Source organism: Tepidimonas charontis, assembly GCF_007556685.1.
In the GTDB taxonomy this organism is placed as follows: Bacteria; Pseudomonadota; Gammaproteobacteria; order Burkholderiales; family Burkholderiaceae_C; genus Tepidimonas; species Tepidimonas charontis.
In genome coordinates, this window is the sequence record NZ_VJON01000006.1 from 22532 (window position 1) to 44860 (window position 22329).

20 protein-coding genes are annotated in these 22329 nt (G+C 68.5%); 6 read left to right on the forward strand and 14 right to left on the reverse strand.

All coding sequences use genetic code 11. The annotated features are described in order from the left end of the window. Positions 1-6: 6 nt before the first annotated feature. The 4 genes from ugpE to glpD form a co-directional block, all read right to left on the reverse strand. Complete coding sequence (gene ugpE / locus Tchar_RS03020; protein WP_144327618.1) at positions 7-861, reverse strand: sn-glycerol-3-phosphate ABC transporter permease UgpE; 855 nt, start codon at positions 859-861, stop codon at positions 7-9. Between the two features lie 15 nt (positions 862-876). Then, positions 877-1758, reverse strand: coding sequence for a sn-glycerol-3-phosphate ABC transporter permease UgpA (ugpA, locus tag Tchar_RS03025; protein WP_144327619.1), 882 nt, complete (start codon positions 1756-1758; stop codon positions 877-879). A gap of 118 nt (positions 1759-1876) precedes the next feature. Next, positions 1877-3196: a sn-glycerol-3-phosphate ABC transporter substrate-binding protein UgpB gene (gene ugpB / locus Tchar_RS03030; RefSeq protein ID WP_144327620.1), complete on the reverse strand. Its 1320-nt coding sequence runs from the start codon at positions 3194-3196 to the stop codon at positions 1877-1879. A 153-nt stretch (positions 3197-3349) separates the two neighbouring features. Continuing rightward, entirely contained in the window at positions 3350-4924 is a 1575-nt protein-coding gene (glpD, locus tag Tchar_RS03035; RefSeq protein ID WP_144327621.1) for a glycerol-3-phosphate dehydrogenase, read from the reverse strand. Between the two features lie 217 nt (positions 4925-5141). On the opposite strand from glpD, the gene Tchar_RS03040 reads away from it, so the two are divergent. Beyond that, positions 5142-5963, forward strand: coding sequence for a DeoR/GlpR family DNA-binding transcription regulator (locus Tchar_RS03040; protein ID WP_144327622.1), 822 nt, complete (start codon positions 5142-5144; stop codon positions 5961-5963). Positions 5964-6015: 52 nt separating this feature from the next. Here Tchar_RS03040 and Tchar_RS03045 read toward each other — a convergent pair whose 3' ends face one another. After that, entirely contained in the window at positions 6016-6924 is a 909-nt protein-coding gene (locus tag Tchar_RS03045) for a fumarylacetoacetate hydrolase (protein ID WP_144327623.1), read from the reverse strand. A 138-nt stretch (positions 6925-7062) separates the two neighbouring features. Between Tchar_RS03045 and Tchar_RS03050 the strand changes: the two genes are divergently transcribed. Then, positions 7063-8301, forward strand: a complete 1239-nt coding sequence (locus Tchar_RS03050; RefSeq protein WP_144327624.1) for a DUF3108 domain-containing protein — start codon at positions 7063-7065, stop codon at positions 8299-8301. Positions 8302-8410: 109 nt separating this feature from the next. Further along, entirely contained in the window at positions 8411-8701 is a 291-nt protein-coding gene (locus Tchar_RS03055) for a BTH_I0359 family protein (RefSeq protein ID WP_144327625.1), read from the forward strand. 54 nt (positions 8702-8755) lie between these two features. Here the strand turns inward: Tchar_RS03055 and Tchar_RS03060 are convergent, their stop codons facing one another. Then, the gene (locus Tchar_RS03060) at positions 8756-9769 is read right to left on the reverse strand and encodes a cytochrome-c peroxidase (protein ID WP_068608316.1); all 1014 of its coding nucleotides are present in this window, start codon (positions 9767-9769) and stop codon (positions 8756-8758) included. 181 nt (positions 9770-9950) lie between these two features. After that, positions 9951-10466, reverse strand: coding sequence for a Dps family protein (locus Tchar_RS03065; RefSeq protein ID WP_143969344.1), 516 nt, complete (start codon positions 10464-10466; stop codon positions 9951-9953). Positions 10467-10556: 90 nt separating this feature from the next. Between Tchar_RS03065 and Tchar_RS03070 the strand changes: the two genes are divergently transcribed. After that, entirely contained in the window at positions 10557-11456 is a 900-nt protein-coding gene (locus tag Tchar_RS03070; protein WP_144327626.1) for a ChaN family lipoprotein, read from the forward strand. A 27-nt stretch (positions 11457-11483) separates the two neighbouring features. On the opposite strand, the gene recQ is transcribed toward Tchar_RS03070, so the two are convergent. The 7 genes from recQ to Tchar_RS03105 form a co-directional block, all read right to left on the reverse strand. Further along, the gene (recQ, locus tag Tchar_RS03075) at positions 11484-13508 is read right to left on the reverse strand and encodes a DNA helicase RecQ (protein WP_408033531.1); all 2025 of its coding nucleotides are present in this window, start codon (positions 13506-13508) and stop codon (positions 11484-11486) included. Positions 13509-13574: 66 nt separating this feature from the next. Continuing rightward, positions 13575-13985: a rhodanese-like domain-containing protein gene (locus Tchar_RS03080; protein ID WP_144327628.1), complete on the reverse strand. Its 411-nt coding sequence runs from the start codon at positions 13983-13985 to the stop codon at positions 13575-13577. A gap of 40 nt (positions 13986-14025) precedes the next feature. Continuing rightward, positions 14026-15051, reverse strand: coding sequence for a porphobilinogen synthase (gene hemB, locus Tchar_RS03085; RefSeq protein ID WP_144327629.1), 1026 nt, complete (start codon positions 15049-15051; stop codon positions 14026-14028). Positions 15052-15142: 91 nt separating this feature from the next. Beyond that, positions 15143-15394, reverse strand: coding sequence for a cysteine-rich CWC family protein (locus Tchar_RS03090; protein ID WP_236640145.1), 252 nt, complete (start codon positions 15392-15394; stop codon positions 15143-15145). A 14-nt stretch (positions 15395-15408) separates the two neighbouring features. Next, entirely contained in the window at positions 15409-16182 is a 774-nt protein-coding gene (locus Tchar_RS03095) for an alpha/beta fold hydrolase (protein WP_144327630.1), read from the reverse strand. A 139-nt stretch (positions 16183-16321) separates the two neighbouring features. Further along, positions 16322-17701: a diguanylate cyclase gene (locus Tchar_RS03100; protein WP_144327631.1), complete on the reverse strand. Its 1380-nt coding sequence runs from the start codon at positions 17699-17701 to the stop codon at positions 16322-16324. A 263-nt stretch (positions 17702-17964) separates the two neighbouring features. Then, a complete protein-coding gene (locus tag Tchar_RS03105; RefSeq protein WP_144327632.1) occupies positions 17965-20196 on the reverse strand; it encodes a malate synthase G in 2232 nt (743 codons plus the stop codon). Positions 20197-20340: 144 nt separating this feature from the next. On the opposite strand from Tchar_RS03105, the gene Tchar_RS03110 reads away from it, so the two are divergent. Both Tchar_RS03110 and Tchar_RS03115 read left to right on the forward strand, forming a co-directional pair. Then, on the forward strand, positions 20341-21324 hold the full coding sequence (locus Tchar_RS03110) for a LysR family transcriptional regulator (RefSeq protein ID WP_144327633.1): 984 nt from the start codon (positions 20341-20343) through the stop codon (positions 21322-21324). Positions 21325-21506: 182 nt separating this feature from the next. Beyond that, the gene (locus tag Tchar_RS03115; RefSeq protein ID WP_161595436.1) at positions 21507-22328 is read left to right on the forward strand and encodes a phosphate/phosphite/phosphonate ABC transporter substrate-binding protein; all 822 of its coding nucleotides are present in this window, start codon (positions 21507-21509) and stop codon (positions 22326-22328) included. Position 22329: the final 1 nt, after the last annotated feature.

The window sequence follows — 22329 nt, forward strand, 5'->3', positions numbered from 1 at the left end:
TGGTGTTTATTTTTCGCTGTCCACCAGCCCTTTGACGAACCACCGCTGCATTGCCAGCACGACGATGGCCGGCGGCAGCATGGCCAACATGGCGGTGGCCATGACGATGTTCCACTCGGTGTAGGCTTCGCCGGCGATCAGCCGCTTGATGCCCAGCACGATTGGGTACATCGATTCGTCGGTGGTGATCAGCAGCGGCCACAGGTATTGGTTCCAGCCGTAGATGAACTGAATGACGAACAAGGCGGCGATACTGGTACGCGACATCGGCAGCAGCACGTCCCAGAAAAAACGCAGCGGGCCCGCGCCATCGACACGCGCAGCCTCCACCAGCTCATCGGGCACGGTCAAGAAAAATTGACGGAACAAAAAGGTTGCCGTCGCCGACGCGATCAACGGCACCGTCAGGCCGGCATAGGTGTTGAGCAGACCCAAGCTGGCAATCACTTCGTAGGTGGGGCCGATGCGCACCTCCACCGGCAGCATCAATGTCACGAAAATGGTCCAAAACACCCACTGGCGCAGTGGAAACCGAAAATACACGATGGCAAACGCCGACAACAGCGAGATGACGATCTTGCCTATGGCAATCGTCAACGCCATCACCAGGCTGACGCCCAGCATGGGCAGACCCGGCGCGAACCGGCTGCCAGTCGATGTTTGGCCGCCCAACAGCGCCAGACGGTAATTATCCCAGGCGTGGCCGCCGGGCAACAGCGACAGCGGTGCGCTGCTGGCGATATCTTGCGCGCTTTGCGTGGACGCCACGAAGGTCAAATAGACCGGAAAGGCGACCACGGCGACGCCAAGGATCAAAATGGCATGCGCCAAGGCATCGAGCCAAGGACGTCGCTCCACCATCGTTGTACGCCTCGTTCAGTATTGCACCCTGCGCTCGACGTAGCGAAACTGCACCACCGTCAGCGCGATGACGATCACCATCAAAATCACCGACTGAGCCGCCGAGCCGCCCATATCCAGCGCCTTGAAGCCGTCGTAGTACACCTTGTAGACGAGAATCGCCGTGTCCTTGCCCGGCCCGCCCTGGGTCGTGGCGTCGATGATGGCAAAGGTGTCGAAGAACGCGTAGACGACGTTGATGACGAGCAGGAAAAACGTGGTCGGCGACAGCAACGGAAAGACGATGGTCCAGAAACGCCGCCAGGGACTGGCCCCGTCGATGGTGGCCGCCTCGATGAGCGAGCGCGGAATGGCCTGCAAGCCCGCCAGGAAGAATAAAAAGTTGTAGGAAATCTGCTTCCACACGGCAGCCAACACCACCAGTGCGAGCGCGTGCCTCCCATCGAGCCGGTGGTTCCAGTCGATCCCGACGTACTGCAACGCCCACGCCACCACCCCCACGGGCGACGCAAACATGAACATCCACAGCACCCCGGCGACGGCCGGCGCCACTGCATAGGGCCAAATCAACAATGTCTTGTACCAGCGCGCACCACGCACCACACGGTCGGCCATCACCGCCAACAGCAGTGATACCGACAGACCCACCGCGGCCACCAGCAACGAAAACACCGCCGTCACGCGAAAGGACTGCAGATAGGACTCGTCATCGAACAGGCGGCGAAAATGCTGGGCACCAACGAAGTGCAGGTCGCCGCCGAAGACGTCTTGCTCCATGACGCTTTGCAACAGGGCCTGCGCTGCGGGCCAAAAAAAGAAAACACCCACGATGCCCAGCTGCGGTGCCACCAGCACCCAGGGCAGCCAGCGCGAGGTGAAGCGAACGCGTTTTTCCATCAGCGGTGAAAGGATGGGTGCCGGAGGCAGACAGCGACCAGCCGAGCAGGACGCCGCCCGGTGTGCAGCGACGTCAGGACCTCACCCGCCGTCGCCCCGAGCCGCACGCACCCCCCGTTTACAAGCGCCCTTGATGGGCGCGTTGGAAGCGCTCGAGCTGCTCATTGCCGCGCCGCACGGCGTCATTCAAACCTTGCTTGGCGCTCTTGCGGCCCGCCCACACTTGCTCCAGCTCTTCATCCACAATGGTGCGGATCTGCACGAAATTGCCCAGGCGAATGCCACGCGACTTGTCGGTGGTTTTACGGATCATCTGCTCGACCGACACGTCGGTGCCCGGGTTTTCCTTGTAAAAACCGGATTTTTCCGTCAACTCGTAGGCCGCCTTGGTCACCGGCAGATAGCCCGTGCGCTGGTGGCTGCGCGCGGCCACATCGGGCTTGGACAGGTAGGCGAAGAACTGTGCGACGCCCTTGTAGTCGGCGTCTTTTTTACCCGCCATCACCCACAGACTGGCACCGCCGATGATGCTGTTTTGCGGTGCGCCGGGCACATCGGCGTAGTAGGGCAACGTGGCAATGCCGAAGTCGAACTTGGCGTTGCGCTTGACGTTGCCGTACAGGGCCGAACTGCCGGTGAGCATGGCGCACTCGCCCGAAACATAGGCGGCGTCGGCCGCATTGCCGCGCCCCTTGTAGACGAACAGCCCCTGCTCGGCCATGTTGGCCAGGTTTTCGATGTGACGCACATGCAGCGGCGAGTTGAAGGTCAGCCGCGCGTCCAAGCCACCGAAGCCGTTGTTGCGGCTGGCGAACTCCACGTTGTGCCAAGCCGAAAAGTTTTCCAGCTGCGTCCAGCCTTGCCAGCTGGTGGTAAACGGGCACTTGTGACCAGCGGACTTGAGCTTGGCGGCGACCAAGGTCACGTCGGACCAGGTTTTGGGCGGCTTGTTCGGATCGAGCCCCGCCGCTTTGAACGCATCCTTGTTGTAATGCAGTACCGCCGTCGAGCTGTTGAACGGAAAGCTCAACATCTGCCCGTTGGGCGCGGTGTAGTAGCCCTTGACGGCATCGACGTAGGCATTGGGGTCGAAGGCCACGCCGGCTTTTTTCATCACGTCGGCCACCGGCACGATGGCGTTGCGGCTGGCCATCATGGTGGCAGTGCCAACCTCGAACACCTGCAGGATGTGCGGCGCATTGCCGGCGCGGAAAGCCGCAATCGCCGCCGTCATCGATTCGTCGTAACTGCCCTTGAAGACGGGCACCACCTTGTAGTCTTTCTGGCTGGCGTTGAATTCGTTGGCCAAGTCGTTGACCCACTCCCCCAGGGCCCCGCCCATGGAGTGCCACCAAACGATCTCGGTTTGTGCCTGCGCACTCATTGCACCGGTGGCAAGCAAGGCGGTGGCAAGCAGGCGTTTCAGGGTAGGCTTCATTTCGACTCCTTCACGGGTGACGGAACGGTTTGTGTGCACGGCTGGTAGTGGCGAACGCGAACGAATGCACACAGTCACGATCGAACCACTTGTTACATTGTCCGAATCATTCGTGACAGTGTAGTGACAAAATGCCCAACTGCCTATCGGCCCCTAGGGTTTGTCCGGGGTGCCACACCCCAAGCCCATGTGGCGCTGCAGCCACGCTGCCACCCGCTGCTGCTCGGCCGCGCCCAGCGCCAGCCCCAGTTTGCTACGCCGCCACAGCACGTCGTCAGCACTACACGCCCACTCGCACTCGACCCAGTGTCGTAACTCGGCCTCGAAGAGCCCAGGCGCGATGGGCTCGCCCAGATCGGCCAGCCGGCGCGCCGGCTCCAGCCACGACAGCATGCGCGTGCCGTATGCCCGCGGCCAACGGCGGGCGCATGACTCGGGCAGCCACGGCCAGCGCTGGCCCACATAGGCCTCGAAGCGTTGCATTGCTTGCACGGGGTCGGCACACGACCCCACCACCGCCTCCAGATCGCCCCCGGGCAAGGGGCAACGAGCGGTCCAATCCGCCGCCGATAGAGGCAACACCGCGCGCAGGCATCGCGCCGCCTCTTGCGCCAAGGTACGGTACGTGGTGATCTTGCCGCCCCACACCGTCAACACAGGGGCCCCGCCCGCGGTGTCGAGGTCCAGCAGATAGTCGCGCGTGACCGCTGATGGGTCGTTGCTGGCGTCTTCCAGCAACGGCCGCACGCCGCTGTAGTGCCACACCACGTCGCTGCGCCGCAACGGCCGCCGAAAATAACGTGCGGCCTCGCGACACAGATAGTCGATTTCGTCGGCATCGATCCGCGCCGTGGCCGGATCGCCGCGGTGCTCGACATCGGTGGTGCCGATCAGCGTATATCGATCGAGATAGGGTATCGCAAACACCACCCGCCGGTCGCTGGCCTGCAGCAAATAGGCATCGTCGTGCCGGAACAGGCGCGGCACCACGATGTGGCTGCCGCGCACCAGACGCAGGTGGCGACGTGGGGACAGTCCACACTGTTGCTGCAACACCGACTCCGCCCACGGACCGGTGGCATTGACCACTACCCGGGCGCGCAGGGTCCATGAGGGTGCGCCCAGGGGTTGCAAGGTCGCGCTCCATCCATCGGCGGCGCGCCGCAGCGCGGCGCACCGGGTGCGCGTGTACACCTGCGCACCGCGCGCGGCCGCATCCACCGCATTGAGCACGACCAGGCGTGCATCGTCCACCCAGGCGTCCGCGTAGTGGAAGGCCCGGCGCCAGTGGGGCTGCAGCGGTGCGCCGGCCGGATGGCGGCGCAGGTCGATCGTCCCCGAGGCCGGCAACCAATCCCGCCGTGCCAGATGATCGTACAGCCACAGCCCGGCCCGCATCATCCACGCCGGGCGCATGCTCGGGTCGTGCGGGATGACGAAGCGCATCGGCCGGATCAGGTGCGGCGCCAGGCGCAGCAGCACTTCGCGCTCTGCCAGCGCCTTGCGCACCAGGGCGAACTCGCCGTACTCCAAATAGCGCAGGCCGCCATGGATGAGCTTGGTGGAAGCCGACGATGTGTGGGCGGCCAGGTCATGCTGCTCGCACAAGACGACGCGCAAGCCCCGACCGGCCAAGTCGCGCGCGATACCACAGCCGTTGATGCCGCCACCGATGATCAAGACATCGGCGGCGGCCCCGGTAGACGAGGAGGATCGGGTTTCGAGCATTGGGCGCCCCTTGGCGCTGCGCTGTGAGGCAGTCGCTGCGCATCTGTGTACAGCGCCATTTTATTCGTATTTGTTCGTTTTCGTTCGCTTGGATGAACTCTTGATCGCTATCGCGTGCGGTACCGCGCGGGGACGCCGGCGCGCCGCCCACGGTATTTCCCCTGCTCGCCCCCGAGGGCCGTTCGCTTCGTCGCGCCACTGCGGCACAATGGGGCGCATGGTCTCCAACCCCGCCCCGACGCGCACACGGCGCACGCTCAACCCAAGGCAGAGCGAACTGCTGGCCGCCGTTCGTGCTGCCGGCGCGCTCAGCATCGAGGCATTGGCGCAGCGCTTCGGCGTGACCCTGCAAACCGTACGCCGCGACGTGCGCCAGCTGGAGGCGATGGGGCTGCTGGCGCGCTTTCACGGCGGCGCGCGCACCCCGGTGTCCACGGTGGAAAATCTCGGCTACTCGCAGCGGCAATCGCTCAACGCAGCGGCCAAGGCGCTCATCGCACGCGCGGTGGCGCGCGATATTCCCGCCGATTGCTCGCTGATCTTGAATATCGGCACCACCACCGAAGCGGTGGCACGGGCACTGCTGCACCACCGGGGCCTGCGCGTCATCACCAACAATCTGAATGTGGCCGCCATCCTGTCGGACAATCCGGAGTGTGAAGTCATTGTCACCGGCGGCGTGGTGCGCGCGCGTGACCGCGGCATCGTCGGCGAGGCGACGATCGATTTTTTGCGCCAGTTCCGGGTCGACATCGCGGTGATCGGCATCTCGGGCATCGAGAGCGACGGCACCCTGCGCGACTACGATGTGCGGGAGGTGCGCGCCGCGCGCACCATCATCGAGCACGCGCGCCAGGTGTGGTTGTGCGCCGATCACAGCAAATTCGGTCGCCCAGCGATGGTGGAGGTGGGCCACATCGGAGACGTCACGCGCGTCTACACCGACCGGCCGCCGCCGGCGCCGTTCGACCGCCTGTTGCGGGAAGCCGACGTGGCCTGCGTGGTGGCATCGGCGGCGACGCCGGCCCCCGCCCCCTGAACCCGGGTCGGGCCCGCTCATCGGCTGGCCGGATGGTGGGATCGCCGCATCTTCACGTGGACGGCCAGTCGACGTCGATGCTGCCAAACGGCATCTCGCCATCGGGCAGGCGGGCCTCGATGTACACCCGGCTGCCGGGCATCAGCCACGGGGTGCTGGGCGCGCCCAGCGTTGCACACTCGGCGGCACGGCGTTGAGCCAGGGTAGCAAAGCCGCGCGGCCACTGCGTTGGAGCGCCCTCGATGCGCGGCATCGACCACGCGCCCAGCGCCACCCAAACGCCGGCGCGCACGCCGCGTGCCAGCGCTGCTTGCGCGATCGACGGCCCCAGCCCGAGCACCGGCTCGGCGGCATCGATCAGCCCGAGCTTGCGACCGTCGCAGGTCGTACTCAGGGTCGCGTGCAGGCGCCCGTTTTGCCATGCCGGCCCCAACGCATCGGGCGTGAGCGCGCACGGCGCCAGCGTGATGCCCCACGGCCGCTCGGGTGCATCACCCGCTGCGCCGCTGCCCCAGCGCCACAAGGCGGCCAACGCCAGCAGGCGCACACCCTCCAGCGCGTTCGCCGCCTCGGCCTGGGCGCCGATGTCGCCACAGATCGCCACGATCGCCGGCACCACGTCGGCTACGCCGGGCATCGGCGGCAGCGCCCGCTGCGGTCCCCACAGGGCGTCGCTGGGCCAGGGCACGACGGTATCTGCTGCCACGGCCACCCAGCCGCCATACGCGCGCGGCAAGGGCGCTGCGCACTGCGCGGGATCGAAGGCAAACGCGTGCCGGGCATGGCCATGATCGAGCTGCGCGGCCAAATCACGCAGCTGCGGGCCGATGAAGTTCCAGTCGTCGAGTGCGTGCTGCAACGTCTCGGCGATGCCGGTGGCGTAGTGGGCGCGCGTGCCATCGCGCGATACGACCACCAGCTGTCCGTCGCGGCTGCCGTCTCGGTAGGTGGCAAGTTTCATGGTGGACTCGTGAAAGCGGAGCGCCTCGACCAGCGCCAGCGCAGAACCAACCTTGGCCGGGGCACACAGCCCCGATTGTGCGACGCAAACGCAGAGCATCGGCACACGCAGCACCGAGCTCCGTTAGCATTGGTGCCCATGAACCGGTGGTCTTTGGGTGGGTGGCAGACGCTGACGTGGCTGGTGGTGGCTGCCGTACACGCCGCTGCCGTGGCCTGGCTGTGGCCGGGCCGCGAGCCCGCCAGGGCCCGGGCGCCTGCCTCCGTGTTCGACGCCCAGCTCGTCGCTGGCTCAACCGCCCCCCCAGCCCCCGTGCGCGCCGTATCAACAACAACGAGGGGCCAGCGCGCGCCAAAGAACGCTGCCCCCTCGGCACCGGCGGTCACGCCCCCGGCCGCCGACGTCACCCCCGAGGCGGCGCATGCCACCGCGCTGGAGGATCTGCCGGATGATTGGCCGGATGCGGCCCCGGGCGGCACCACGCCCGCCGCCGCGCCGGCGGTGCCGCTGGGCACTCTGGACAGCGCTGCCGCCCCCCTGGTGCAGACCTCCGACGCGCCCGATGGACTGGCCACCGCCGAACCACCCGCAGCGCCCGCCCGCCCCGACGACGCGTTGGCGACCGCCAGCGCCGCAGCCCCCTTCGCTCCGACCGACTACGCTGCTGCCGCGCCGCGGGCCGGCGCGCCGGGCGGCGCGGCGCCTTCACCAGCGCCCATTTGGCACGCGCCGCCACCGGGCCGCTGGGAGTATGAGGTCACCGGCGACACCCGTGGGCTGCGCTACCACGCCAGCGGCACCCTGCTGTGGCAGCCCGGCGCGGGCCACTATCGCGCCGAGCTGGCGCTGAGCGCCTTTTTGGTGGGCAGTCGCACGCAGATCAGCACCGGCGCGATCGAACCCGACGGCTTGCGCCCGCAGCGCTACGAGGAGCGCGCGCGGCGCACGCGCTGGTTGGCGTTCGAGTGGAGCGGCGACGGTGCGCGCGCCGACGCATTGGCCGATGGCGGACAGCGGCAGCGCGATCTGCCCGCCGGTACCCAAGACCGGTTGAGTGTGTTCGTCCAGATCGGCGGAGCGCTGCCCACCCTCGGCCTGCAAGCGGGACAAACGCTGCGCTGGCCGGTCAGCGGCTACTCGCGCTGGGAGCATTGGACGTTTGCAGTGCAGCCCCCCGGCGTACTGACGATTGACGGGGTCGACGTCGCGGCGTGGCACTTGGTGCGCGTGCGGGAACGCGCCGACGACGTCGGGATCGAACTGTGGTACCCGATGGAGGGACCCGCGTTGCCGTTGCGCATCGTGCTGACCCAGGGCAACGGCGACCGCGTGGACCAGCGCCTGCGGCGCCTTCCGGTTTCGGCGCCCCCCTCTTGACAATGGGCGGCGCGCCCTAATATGCAGAAACCGAAGGGGCCGTGGGCGCATCGGTGTGCGATGCACACACCCCTGACAGGGACTCGTTTTTTGAAGGACAGTCAAGGCCATGCACATGCTCTACAACTCCGACAGTTTCGCGGTGGTCCACCTGGTGGCCAACGCCCAGGAGCTGGCGAGCGCGGCCGAGGGCGACCATCCGCGACCGGTCATGCCGCGCCACGGCTTCGAGATCGTGGACAAGCGCTCCGGCAAGGAGGTCTATCTCGACGGCTCTTGGGCTGAGTTGTTCCAGCAGCAAATCGAAGCCTGGCAGCACAACACGCCCACCCAGGAAGAGGTCGAAGAAACGCTGGAGCGCTATGCCTCGCTGGCGCAAACGCCGGTGGTGGTTCACTGACGCTGCCCGCCCAGTCGGCGCGGACCAGGCGGGGGGCCAGCAGCGTGTGGACGTTCAGTCGAACGGCCGCGGCCGCAGCGTCTTCTCGTTGGACGGCGGCAGGATTGGCAGGCGGAACACCGGCTGCTCACCGGTCAGCGTCTTCAGGAAAGCGACGATCTGCGCGTTTTCCTGCTCGGTGAACTTGCGGCCGAGCTGCAGCCGGCCCATGATGTCCACCGCCTCGGCCAGCGTCCAGGCCGCGCCGTCGTGGAAGTACGGGTAGGTCAGCTCGACGTTGCGCAGCGTCGGCACCTTGTAGCTGAAGCGGTCGGCATCCTTGCCGGTGACGGCGGCGCGGCCGTCGCCGGCGCCCTTGTACGGCTCGACGATGCCCATTTTCTGGAACGAGTTGCCGCCCAGGTTCGGGCCGTTGTGGCAGGCCACGCAGCCGCTCTCGTTGAACAGCTTGTAGCCGGCCAGCTCGTCCTTGGTCAGCGCATCCTTCTTGCCCAGCAGGTACTGATCGAAGCGCGAGTTGGGCGTCACCAGCGTCTTCTCGAACTCGGCGATGGCGTCGGTCACCATGTCGATGTCGATCTTGTCCTTGCCGTAGATCAGCTTGAACTCGCGCGCGTACGCCGGGATCGACTGCAGCACGTCCACCGCCAGCGTGTGCTGGAACGCCATCTCGCCGGGGTTGGCGATCGGCCCGCCGGCCTGCTCCTTCAGATCAGCGGCGCGACCGTCCCAGAACTGCGCCAGGTTCAGCGCCGAGTTCAGCACCGTCGGCGCGTTGATCGGCCCTTTTTGCCACTTGTGCCCGATGGAGGTGCTCAGGTTGTCCGAGCCGCCCATGCTCAGGTTGTGGCACGAGTTGCACGAGATGAAGCCCGACTGAGACAGGCGCGGGTCGAAGAACAGCTTCTTGCCCAGCTCGACCTTGCCGAGGTCGACCGACTTGGGCGGCTGGATCGGGGCGTAGAGTTGGTCGAATGAACGCTCTTGCGCCACCACGGCCAGCGCGGCGGCGGCCACCGCGCCGGCCACCAGGGTCACGCGGGCGAGACGACGTTTGCGGGAGTTCATGATGAGCCCTTTCTTGGTCTTCGGATTGCCAGCCGGTGCCCATCCGGCAATGGCAAAGACCATTCTGGGCTCATGGTTTTCGGGTGCGATTGACCTCGATCAAAAAGTCGCCCGAACTTGATAGGACTCGACAATCGCAATCATTGCTCGCACCTACCGAGCACACCCGCGTTCGCAGCGCTCACTCCTCCAGCAGGCTGCGCAGCATCCACGCCGTCTGCTCGTGCACCGACAGGCGCTGCGTCAGCAGGTCGGCGGTCGGCTCGTCGTGCGCCTCGTCCACCAGCGGGAACAGGCCGCGCGCGGTGCGCGCCACCGCCTCGTGGCCCAGCGCCAGGATGCGCACCATCTCCATCGCCTTCGGCGGCTCGGCGGGCGCATCCGGCAGCGAGCTCAGGCGCGCGTACTGCGCGTACGAGGCCGGCGCCACGTGGCCGAGCGCGCGGATGCGCTCGGCGATCGGGTCGATGGCGTTCCACAGCTCGGTGTACTGCTGCATGAACATGTCGTGCAGACTGTTGAACATCGGCCCGGTGACGTTCCAGTGGAAGTTGTGCGTCGTCAGGTACAGCGTGAAGGTGTCGGCCAGCAGCCGCTCCAGCCCCTGCGCGATGGCGGCGCGCTGGGCCGGCGCGATGCCGATGTCCACCGGGGTGGCGGCGCGGCTGGCGGTCTTGGTGGCGTTTTTCTTGGCCATGGTCGTCAAGCTCCTCGAGAGGGTTGGGGGTACGAAACGGGGTTCATGCCCCATCTTAGCGGCTAGTGGCGCCGCGCCGATAATGGGCGCATGACAACCGATCCGCTACGGCGACACTGGCTGCGCTACGGGGCCGCCGCCACGCTGGCGGCGCTGGCCCGGTGGGCGGGTGCGGCCGCCAGCACGGCGGCGGGCGACGACGCGCGCGCCGTGGTGGCCGACGAGCCGGCGCGGCTGGCCTGGGTGCGCGCGCGGCTGGCGGCGCTGCCGGGCACGGCCGACTGGCTGCTGCTGGGCGAGCAGCACGACGCCGACGCCCACCAGTGGCTGGAGGCCGCCGCGGTGCAGGCGCTGGCGCGCGAGGGGCGTCTGGCCGCGCTGGTGCTGGAGATGGCCGAGCGCGGCCGCGACACCGCGGCGCTGGCCCCCGACGCCGACGAGGCCGCGGTGCGCGCGGCGCTGGCCTGGCACGACGCCGGCTGGCCGTGGCGGCGCTACGGCCCGGTGGTGATGGCCGCGGTGCGCGCCGGCGTGCCGGTGGCGGGCGGCAACCTGCCGCGGCGCCAGCACGGCGAGGTGATGCGCGACGCCGCCTGGGACGATACGCTGCCGGATGCGCAGCAGCGCGCCGCGCTGCACCGCGCGCTGGACGAAGGCCACTGCGGCCTGCTGCCGGCGGCGCAGCTGCCGGCGATGGTGCGCATCCAGCTGGCGCGCGACGACGCGATGGCCGCCACGCTGCTGGAGCGGCGCAGCCCGGACCGCACGGTGCTGCTGGTGACCGGCGCGCAGCACGCGCGGCGCGACCGCGGCGTGCCGCACCACCTGGCGCGCCGCGCCGGCACGGACGCCGCGCGCTCCTGCCTCAGCATCGAGCTGCGCGCCACCGACGCCGCGCGCGCCGAGCCGGACCCGGCGTTCGACGCGCTGTGGCTGACGCCGGCGGTGGCAGCCGTCGATCACTGCGCCGGGCTGCGCGGCCGCGGCTGACGGCACCCCTGCCGGCCCCGCGCGCCGTCAGGCCCACGCCACGAGCGGCTCCGGCTCCGCGGGCCCGGCGGCCTGCAGCGCCTGCGCGACGACGCGCAGCACCTCGGCGCCGTAGGCGGCGCGCTTCTTCTCGCCCAGGCCCGGGATGCCCTCCAGATCGCCGTCGCAGGCCGGCAGGCGCTGCGCCAGCGCCACGAGCGTGGCGTCGTGGAAGATCACGTAGGCCGGCAGGTCGTGCGCGCGCGCCACCTCGGCGCGCCAGCGCTTCAGCGCCGCCAGCACCTCGCGTTCGCGCAGCGGCAGCCGGGCCTCCGTGGCCAGCGCGCGCGCCTGCCGCGGCGCCCGCTCGGCGCGGCGGCCCTCGGTGGCCACGCGCAGGTGCAGCGGCTGCTCGCCGCGCAGGATCGGCCGCGCCGCCGGCGTCAGGTGCAGCGTGTGGAACTCCCCGGCCACCTGCACCGCGCCACGCGCCACCAGCTGGCGCAGCACGCGCCGCCAGGTCGCCTCGTCGAGTTCGCGCCCGATGGCCCAGGTGGACAGCCGCTCGTGGCCGTGCGCGCGCACCTTGTCGGTGGCCTGGCCGCGCAGCACGTCGATCACGTGCCCGGCGCCGAACGCCGCGCCGCTTTGCTGCAGGCGGTAGATGCACGACAGGAGCTTGCGCGCCGCCTCGGTGGCGTCCCAGGTCTGCGGCGGCTGCAGGCAGTTGTCGCAGTTGCCGCACGGCGCGCTGGCTTCACCAAAATAGGCCAGCCATTGCTGGCGGCGACAGTTGGTGGACTCGGCCAGCGCCAACAGCGCGTCGAGCTTGCCGCGCAATATGCGCTTGAACGCTTCGCCCGCCGGGCTTTCGTCGATGAGCCGGCGCTGCTGCACCACATCCTGCAGCCCGTAAGCCATCCAGGCATTGGCCGGCTCGCCATCACGCCCGGCGCGCCCGGTCTCCTGGACGTAGGCCTCGATATTTTTCGGCAGGTCCAGGTGCGCAACGAAGCGCACATCCGGCTTGTCGATGCCCATGCCAAAGGCCACCGTGGCCACCATGATCAGGCCCTCCTCACGCAGGAAGCGGTCCTGATGGCGCCGGCGCGTGGCGGCATCGAGCCCGGCGTGGTAGGGCAGCGCGCGCCAGCCGGCGGCGGCCAGCCGCGCGGCCACCTCCTCCACCTTGCGGCGCGACTGGCAATAGACGATGCCGCTGTCATGAGCACCCGGGCCGCCGTGCTCGCGCTGCAAAAAGCGCTGCAGCTGGCGCAGGCTGTCGCGCTTTTCAACGATGGTGTAGCGGATGTTGGGGCGGTCGAAGCTGGCCACGAAGGTGCGCGCCTGCTGCAGCCGCAGGTGCTCGGCGATGTCGGCGCGCGTGAGCGCATCGGCCGTGGCGGTGAGGGCGATACGTGGCACACCGGCAAAGCGCTCGGGCAGGATAGCGAGCTCGCGGTATTCGGGGCGAAAGTCGTGTCCCCACTGGCTGACACAGTGTGCCTCGTCGATGGCCAGCAGCGCCAGTCGCCCGGCGGCGTGCAGGGCCTGCAGACGGGCCAGAAAGCGCGGCGTGACGATACGCTCGGGCGCGGCGTACAGCAGGGTCAGCTCGCCGCGCATCAGGCGTTGCTCCACCGCCGCGGCCTCCTCGGTGCTCAAGCTGGAGTCGAGGGTGGCGGCCGGCACGCCCGCTTCGCGCAGCGCGCCCACTTGATCGTGCATCAGCGCAATGAGCGGCGAGACCACCAGCGTGGTGCCGTAGCCAGCGCGCTGGCGCACGATGGCCGGGATTTGATAGCACAGCGACTTGCCGCCGCCGGTGGGCATCAACACCAGCGCATCGCCACCGGCGGCCACGTGTGTGACGACGTCGCGCTGCAGGCCACGGAACTGCGCATAGCCAAAGACATCGCGCAGCACGGCCTGACACGCCGCGGCGGTGGCGTCGATCGCATCCCCGCTGCCGCCGGTACCCGTGCGGTGTGTGCGATCCGTCATGACGGCGGCAGGCGGGGGCAATGCACTGGCGTCGATCGCTTCATCGCCCAAGACGGCCGCCTTCCTCATCGCCGACACCGCCGCACTGGCACACGCATCGACGGCCCTTTCCTTGCCTGCCGGCGGACGCGCCGCTCACATCTGCTCCCACGGCAGCCCCTCGAAGCGCCAGCCGTTGCGGCTGGAGCGGTGGAAGTGCTCGTCCAGCTCGCCCTCAAAGCCGTGCACCACGTGCGCCACGTCGGTAAAGCCGGCCGCCTCCAGCGCCGCGCCGGCGTCCAGCGTGCGCTTGCCGCTGCGGCAGATCAGCAGCACCGGGCGGTCCAGCCGGCCGGCCTCCTGCAGCACCTTGCGCGCGAAGCCCTCTGGGTCCGGCGTCAGGTCCGGGTACTCGTACCACGGGATATTGATCACCCCGGGCGGCCGGCCGACATAGAGAGATTCGATCTCCATGCGCACGTCGATGAACAGGGGCGCGCGTTCGGGCGGATCGCCGGCGCGCTCCTGCAACCAAGCCCAGGCGTCACGGGGCAATAGGTGTTTCATGGGATGGCGATGGTAGCGCAGCGCGGGCCCCCCACGTGGCTCAGGCTTGGCGCAGCAGGCGCGCGGCTTCGCGGGCAAAGTAGGTCAGCACGCCGTCGGCGCCAGCGCGTTTGAAAGCCAGCAGGCTCTCCATCATCACGGCATCGTGGTCGAGCCAGCCGTTGGCGGCCGCCGCCTTCAGCATCGCGTATTCGCCGCTGACCTGGTAGGCAAAGGTGGGCACCTTGAACGCCTCTTTGACACGGCGCACCACGTCCAGATAAGGCATGCCCGGCTTGACCATCACCATATCGGCGCCTTCGGCCAAGTCCAAGGCCACCTCACGCAGGGCCTCGTCGGTATTGGCGGGGTCCATCTGATACACCTTTTTGTCGGCCTTGCCCAGGTTGGCGGCGCTGCCCACCGCGTCACGAAACGGCCCGTAGAACGCACTGGCGTACTTGGCGCTGTAGGCCATGATGCGGGTGTGCACGTAGCCGCGCGCTTCCAGCGCCTGGCGGATGGCGCCGATACGCCCGTCCATCATGTCGCTGGGCGCGACGATGTCCACGCCGGCGGCCGCCTGCACCAGTGCCTGCTTGACCAGCACCTCGACGGTGGCGTCGTTGACGATGTAGCCGGTTTCATCCAGCAAGCCATCTTGTCCGTGGCTGGTGTAGGGGTCCAGCGCCACGTCGGTCATGATGCCCAGATTGGGCACGCGCGCCTTGAGCTGCGCCGCCACGCGCGGGATCAATCCATCGGGATTCCACGCCTCGCGGCCGTCGGGGGTCTTCAGCGCCGGGTCGATGACCGGAAACAGCGCCATCACCGGGATCCCCAGCGCCACGCATTCCTCGGCCACCGGCAGCAGCTGGTCCAGGCTCAGCCGCTCCACGCCGGGCATCGAGGCCACCGGCTCGCGCCGACCCTGGCCATCGAGCACGAACACCGGGTAGATCAGGTCGTGCACCGTCAGGTGGTGCTCGCGCACCAGGTTACGGGTGAAGACGTCGCGGCGCAGGCGGCGCGGCCGCGACAGGGGATAGGGGGCGGGATGGGTGGATACGGAAGTGGGTGCGTTCATGACCGTTATTGTGACGGGTTGGCGCGTGGGCTGGCACTGCTGCGTCGCCGGCCCCCGGTGGCGCCGGAGACGGCGGATTGAGAGCCGTTGCTCAGCTGGCAGCCGGATCGTCACCAGCGGCACAGCGCGCGCACACGCAGGCGCGACCACGCGCGGGCGCCGGAACACGCGCCAACACGGCGGGCGCAAAGCGCACCTGCGTGCACCAGCACGGCGGCTGCCCGGCTCCCGTGCGGCGCTGCCGCTCCAGGGCGCAGTCGTTGGGGCCACCGCACAGGGGGCAGAGGGCCGGATCGACGGCTCCCATGGCTTCCAATCCCGGCAACGGCTGGGCGGTGCTCATGCCGTCTGCCCCCCTCACACCGACATGACGTCGCGCAAAAAGCGCTCCATCGCCGTCACCAGCGCAATGGGCGTCTCGTCCATCGGGTAGTGCCCGGCGTTGGTCATCACTTCCAGCCGGGCGTTGGGGTAGTGCTGCAGCCAGGTGGCGCGACAGGTGGCCTCGCCCAGCGCGGGGTCGTGCTCCCCAGCCACCACCAGCACCGGCACCGTTTGCCCCTGGATACGCTCGACGAAGGCGGTCTTGGCCCACGCGTTCAGATACGCGGCGAAAGCCTCGACGTCCGAGTGCGCCAGCGACGATCGCACCATCGCATCCAGCCAGGTGCCCGTCAGCCGCCGTCCGGTGGTCAAATCGATGATCGCGCGGCGTGTGGCTGCGTCTTGTGCCGCCGCCGAAAAGAACGCCCAACCCTCGGGGTCGAAGGGCACGCCACTGGCCGGCACTGGGGTGATGCCCACCAGCGCCTGTACACGCTGCGCGGCCTCGGCCAGCACGTACTGGATGGCGCTGCCGCCCATCGAATGCCCCACCAGCGCAAAACGCTCCCAGCCCAGTTGATCGGCCAGCGCCAGCGCATCGTGCGCAATCTGCGCGATGGTGTAAGGGCCCCCGCTGCCCTTGCGGTGCCCATAACCGCGGTAATCCATGAAGGCATAGCTGAAGGCGTCGGTGTCGAGATGCTGCACCATCGGCCCCCAGCCGCGCGCATGGCCAAACCAGCCGTGCAGCATCAACACCTTGCGCCGACCCTGCCCGATGACGTGGGCGTCGTGGCGGATGTTCATCGTCGTCTCCTCGATTGCGGGTGGTCAACCGCCATGGTAGCGCCCCCGCGCGGGCGCGCCAAGCCAACCCCCGGCGCCTCGAGCGCACGTGTCATCCCCACCGAGGCCGACCTCGACCATCGGTCGGCATACTGGCGCCTCACGCGCCGGTGTTATCGATTACCGGCTGCGCCAGTGGGTCGGTCACCGGCACGATCTCTGCGCAGTTGCGTCCATTGTGCTTGGCGTGGTACAGCGCCCTGTCGGCACACTTGAGCAGCTGCCGCAGCGCTTCCGCGGCAAAGCCATCTTCGCGGCGCGCGCGCTCGGCCGGCGGCGTCCACACGCACACACCGACGCTGACCGTCACCGGCAGCCCGGCCAGTGGAGCTGCCGCCACCGCGGTGCGTAGACGTTCGGCCTGCGCGGCAACGTCGTCCATGCCCAACCGAGGCATCAGCAACGCAAACTCCTCGCCGCCAAAGCGCACCAGCAAATCATCCGGCCGCACCTGCTGCTGCAGGCGCTGCGCAGCCGCACGCAGCACCTCGTCACCGCGGTCGTGGCCGTATTGATCGTTGATGTTCTTGAAGTAGTCCAGGTCCAGCATCATCACCGTCAACGGCTCGCCCGTGCGCCAGGCCCGGTGGACATAGCGCTGACCCAGGTCATCCAGCATGTGGCGGTTGTACAGGCCAGTGAGTGCATCCGTCACCGCCACCCGCGCCAGCTCGGCGTATTGGCGCCGTACCTGTTGTAGCAGCCGCCAGTAGCGCACCAAATTGCCCGCGCGGGCGCGCAGCTCATCGGCGTCGATCGGCTTGCTCAGGTAGTCGTTGGCGCCGCGGCGCAGCATCTCGATACGGCGGGCGCGCTCGTCATAGCCAGAATAGGCCAGCACCGGCAGCTCGGCCAGCTCGTCACGCCGGCTGCGCAGCGCCGACAGCAGCCCCAGCCCGGTCAACGGCCCGGGCAGCACGACGTCGATGATGACGAGGTCGAACGGCTCGGCTTCCAGCCGAGCCAGTGCCGTCGCCGCCTCGCCCACCGCCACCACCTCCACCCCCAGCGGGGCGAGCGCCTCGGTGGTGGTAGCGGCCACGGTGGCCGAGTCCTCCACCAGCAAGATGCGCGCGCGCTGCTGGGTGCCGAAGCGCTGCAACAACGCGCGCAGGTATGGCTGCAAGCGATCGGGCCGGTCGCGCAGCAGCACGTCGGTAAAGCCGCCTTCCAGCGCGTGCATGCGGCGCAGCTCATCGGCATCCCCGGTGATGAGGATGACCGGCACCACCGCCCGGCCAGGCAGCGCGCGCAGGCGGCGCAGCACCCCCACCGCCCCCATGTCGGGCAAGTGGCGCGATACCAGCACGAGGTCGATCGGCCGCCCGTCGGCCAGCGCCTGCAAGGCATCCGCCCCGTCGGCGAACGACTGCACCTGCACCCCCTCGTCGGCCAACAACCGCTCCAGCACCAGCCGCGCCGCGTGGTTGGCATCGATCAATACGACCGAGGGCGAGGTGGAGGCAGCGTCTGTCGTCATGGCCAACGGCGTCAGGGAGCGGGGACGGGCCTTCGACCGACCAGGCGCCGCCGGTGCCTGCACGGCACCATCAACACCGCCGCACCGTGGCGCGGATGGGCCACGGTACAGGGCGACGGGCTCGGAACGGGATCGTTTATGGCCCCTGTTGGCACTGATCGTAGCACGCCTCCTGCGCCGCGCGGCGCTGGCCACGGATTGCGTCCACCACCCGCGCGGGGCACGCTTGGCGACCAGGCGACCCGAACGGGTGCAGCGCAGGCTCAGATCCGAGACGCAGCCGCCTTGACCTTTTGGCGCCAGGCGTGCAGCAGCGGCTCGGTGTAGCCGCTGGGCTGCTCCTTGCCCTTGAACACCAAGTCCAGCGCTGCCTGGAAGGCAAAGCTGGCGTCGAAGTTGGGCGCCATCGGGCGGTAGTGGGGGTCGCCGGCATTTTGCTGGTCCACCTTGGCCGCCATGCGCTCGAAGGTGGCGCGCACCTGCTCGGCGCTGACCACGCCGTGGTGCAGCCAGTTGGCCACGTGCTGGCTGGAAATCCGCAGCGTGGCGCGGTCTTCCATCAGACCGACGTCGTTGATGTCGGGCACCTTCGAGCAGCCGATGCCTTGGTCCACCCAGCGCACCACGTAGCCCAAGATGCCCTGGATGTTGTTGTCGAGCTCGGCCTGTTTGTCGGCTTCGCTCCACTGCGGCTGCGGGCTGACCGGCACCGTCAACAGGCCGGCCAGCAGCGTGTCGCGCTCGGCGTCGGCGTCGATTCTCTCCAGCTCCTGCTGGATCGCGGCCACGTCCACCTGGTGGTAGTGCAGCGCGTGCAGCGTCGCGGCGGTGGGGCTGGGCACCCAGGCGGTGTTGGCGCCGGCCTTCGGGTGCGCGATCTTCTGCTCCAGCATCGCCTTCATCAGGTCCGGCATCGCCCACATGCCCTTGCCGATCTGGGCGCGGCCGCGCAGCCCGCACGACAGACCCACCAGCACATTGTTGCGCTCGTAGGCCTGGATCCAGGCGCTGCTCTTCATATCGTTTTTGCGGATCATCGGCCCCGCCAGCATGGCCGTGTGGATCTCATCGCCCGTGCGGTCGAGGAAGCCCGTGTTGATGAACGCCACCCGGCTGGCCGCCGCCGCGATGCACGCCTTCAGATTGACGCTGGTGCGGCGCTCCTCGTCCATGATGCCGAGCTTGACCGTGCTGTCCGCCAGACCCAGCATCTGCTCCACGCGGCCAAACAGCTCCGCCGCAAACGCCACCTCGCGCGGGCCGTGCATCTTGGGCTTGACGATGTAGATACTGCCGGTGCGGCTGTTGCGGATCGGCTCGCCGCTGGGCAGCTTGCCATGGCCCTTCAAGTCATGCAGCGCAATGGTGGTCGTCACCACCGCGTCCATGATGCCCTCCGGAATCTCGCGCACCGTGCCCTCGGCGTCGGTGTACAGGATGGCCGGGTTGGTCATCAGGTGGCCGACGTTGCGCACGAACAGCAACGAGCGGCCCGGCAGCACGACCTCCCCGCGCCCGTCGGGCGCCGTGTAGCGGCGGTCGCCGTGCAGGCCGCGCGTCAGCGTCCGCCCGCCCTTGTCGAACGATTCGGTCAGCCAGCCCTGCATCATGCCGAGCCAGTTGCGGTAGCCCAGCACCTTGTCTTCGGCGTCCACCGCGGCCACCGAATCCTCCAAGTCCAGGATGGTGGACAGCGCGGCCTCCACCACCACGTCACACACCCCGGCGGCGTCGGTCGCTCCGATCGGGTGCGTGCGGTCGATGCGGATGTCCAGATGCAACCCATGGTGGCGCAGCAGCACCGCCGACGGCGCCGTCGCCGGCCCCTGGTAGCCGACGAACTGCGCCGGATCCTTCAGACCCGTGACCGCCCCGCCCTGGAGGGTGACGCGCAAGGCACCGTCCACCACCGCGTAACCGCTGGCCTGGGCATGCGAGCCCTGGGCCAAGGGCGCCGCCTGATCCAGCACCCCGCGCGCGTACGCAATCACTTTGGCGCCACGCTTTTCGTTGTAGCCCGGCCCTTTGGCGCAGCCGTCGTCCTCGGCAATGACGTCGGTGCCATAGAGCGCGTCGTACAGACTGCCCCAGCGGGCATTGGCGGCGTTGAGCGCATAACGCGCATTCAGAATCGGCACCACCAACTGCGGACCCGCCTGGGCGGCGAGCTCGGTATCCACATTGGCCGTCGTCACCTGCACCGGGCCGGGCGGCGGCACCAGGTACCCGATCGTCTCCAGAAATTGCCGGTACGCCACCGGGTTTTGAATCGGCCCCGGATTGGCGCTGTGCCACTTGTCCAGCTCGGCCTGCAAGCGGTCGCGCTCGGCCAACAAGGCGCGGTTCTTCGGCGCCAAATCGGCCACGATGGCGTCGAACCCCGCCCAAAAACGCGCGGAGTCGATGCCCGTGCCGGGCAGCACCTGGTCCTCAATGAAACGGTACAACACCTCGGCCACCTGCAGGCGGCCCACCGTGATGCGCGGGGTGGTCATGATCGATCGTGCTCCTGTCGTGTTTGGGCGCGGCCGAGCCGGGCTCGGCCCCAATGGAGAAGCGGGCAATATACGGCAATCGGGCGTCATGATCGAGCCCATCAAAGCCGACTCAGTGATGACTTTTTATTTCATAATGAGCCCATGGATCGCCTCAAAGCGATGGAGACCTTCGTCGCCGTGGCCACGCGCGGCAGTCTGGCCGCCGCCGCGCGCGCCGAAGGGGTGGTGCCGGCCATCATCGGGCGCCGGCTCGACGCCCTGGAAGAGCACCTGGGCGTGAAATTGCTGGTGCGCACCACGCGCCGCCTCACCCTCACACCCGAAGGCAGCACCTATCTGGAAGACTGCCAGCGCCTGCTGGCCGAACTGGCCCAAGCCGAAGCCAACATCAGCGCCGGCGGGCACAGCGTGCGCGGACATCTGCGCATCACGGCGCCGGCCGGCTTCGGGCGCCAACACGTCGCCCCCCTGGTGCCCGCTTTTCGCGCCCGCCACCCCGACGTCACCATCTCACTCAACCTGAGCGACCGCGTGGTGGACCTGGTGGCCGAAGGCTACGACTGTGCCGTGCGCGTGGGCGACCTGCCCGACTCCAGCCTGGTGAGCGTGCGGCTGGCCGACAACCGGCGCTTGGTCGTGGCCATCCCCGCCTACTTACAACGCCGCGGCACCCCGCGGCACCCGCGCGATCTGCTGCAACACGACTGCCTGGTGCTGTCGTCGGACGCCTCGCAAACGCGCGGCTGGGCCTTCAGCGTACCCAGCGGCAACGGCCGCCGCGAACCGATGTTCGTGCGCCCGCGCGGCCCACTGGACTGCAGCGACGGACAGGTGCTGTACCAGTGGTGCCTGGCCGGGCTGGGCCTGGCCTGGCGCAGTACCTGGGAGGTACAGGCCGACATCGACGCCGGGCGCCTGGTGAGCGTCTTGGACGACTACGCCGCCCCACCCAACGGCATCTACGCCGTCTTCCCCAGCGCGCGCCACCTGCCGCAGCGCGTGCGCGCTTGGATCGACTTTTTGAAGGAACACTATGGGCAGGCAGCGTTCTGGGGGCGTGCGTCGGTCGCATCCGAACACACACGGCGGAACGTGCTTGCGCCCGCCGGCTCCGCACACGCCTGAAACGGCACACCCTTGGCTCTCACACCGTTGGATCTAACTCACAGACCCGGTATCAGGGTCACATTGCCGGCACGGGTCCGATGCCGCTATCATTGAATCAGGAAACGCTGAACCGCGCGTGCGTCGCGTCTGCATGGCCCCCAGGATGCGTGATGTTTATGTCCTCTTTATCCCGCCGACACATGCTTTTTGCGGCCGTCTGCGGCGCCTGGGCGCCCGGGCTACACGCGCAGACGCGCCCGGTCTTCGGGGTGGTGCCGTACTTGCCCGCGCGTCGGCTGGCCCATCTCTACAGCCCGCTGCTGCCCGTGTTGGGGCGCGTATTGGGTAGCGAACCGGAATTCGCGTCGGCACCTGGCTACGCGCAACATTTGGGACGTCTGCGCGCAGGCTCGTACGACATCGTTGCCGATTCGCTGTTTCTGGCCCGGTTGGCGCAACGCGAGCTGGGCCACGTACCGCTGGTGCGTACGCGCGCTGCCCTGCAACCCCTGTTGGTGGTGGCGGCCGATGCGCCGGACACCGATGTGGTGCGGGCAGTGCGTGGCCGCACCTTGGCGGTGACGGATCGCCTGGCAGCCCTGTCCGTGCTGGGCTTGCGCGCGCTGCGCGACCTGGGGTTGACGCCAGACAGCGATTTTCGTGTCGTCGAGAGCGGCACCCACGCCAACTCCCTGCATTGGCTGGCAACGGGGCAGGCACAGGTTGCGATCGTGTCGGTGACCACGCTCAAACAGGTCGACGAGCTGTTGCGTCGCCAGGTGCGCGTGCTGGCGCAATTGCCCGAGGGCTTGTCGGCGGTGGTCTATCACGCTGCGCCGCGCTGGGCGCATCGGGCGTCGGCGCTGACGCAAGCCTTGCTGAGCTTCGCCGACGAGCCCGCCGGACGCGCGTTCATCGATGCCTTGGGCCACGGCGGCCTGGTACCGGCACGCAAGGCCGAGTTGGAGGCGCTGGATCCTTTGGTGGTGGAGATGTACCGCCAGCTCGGCCGGGGGTCGTGAT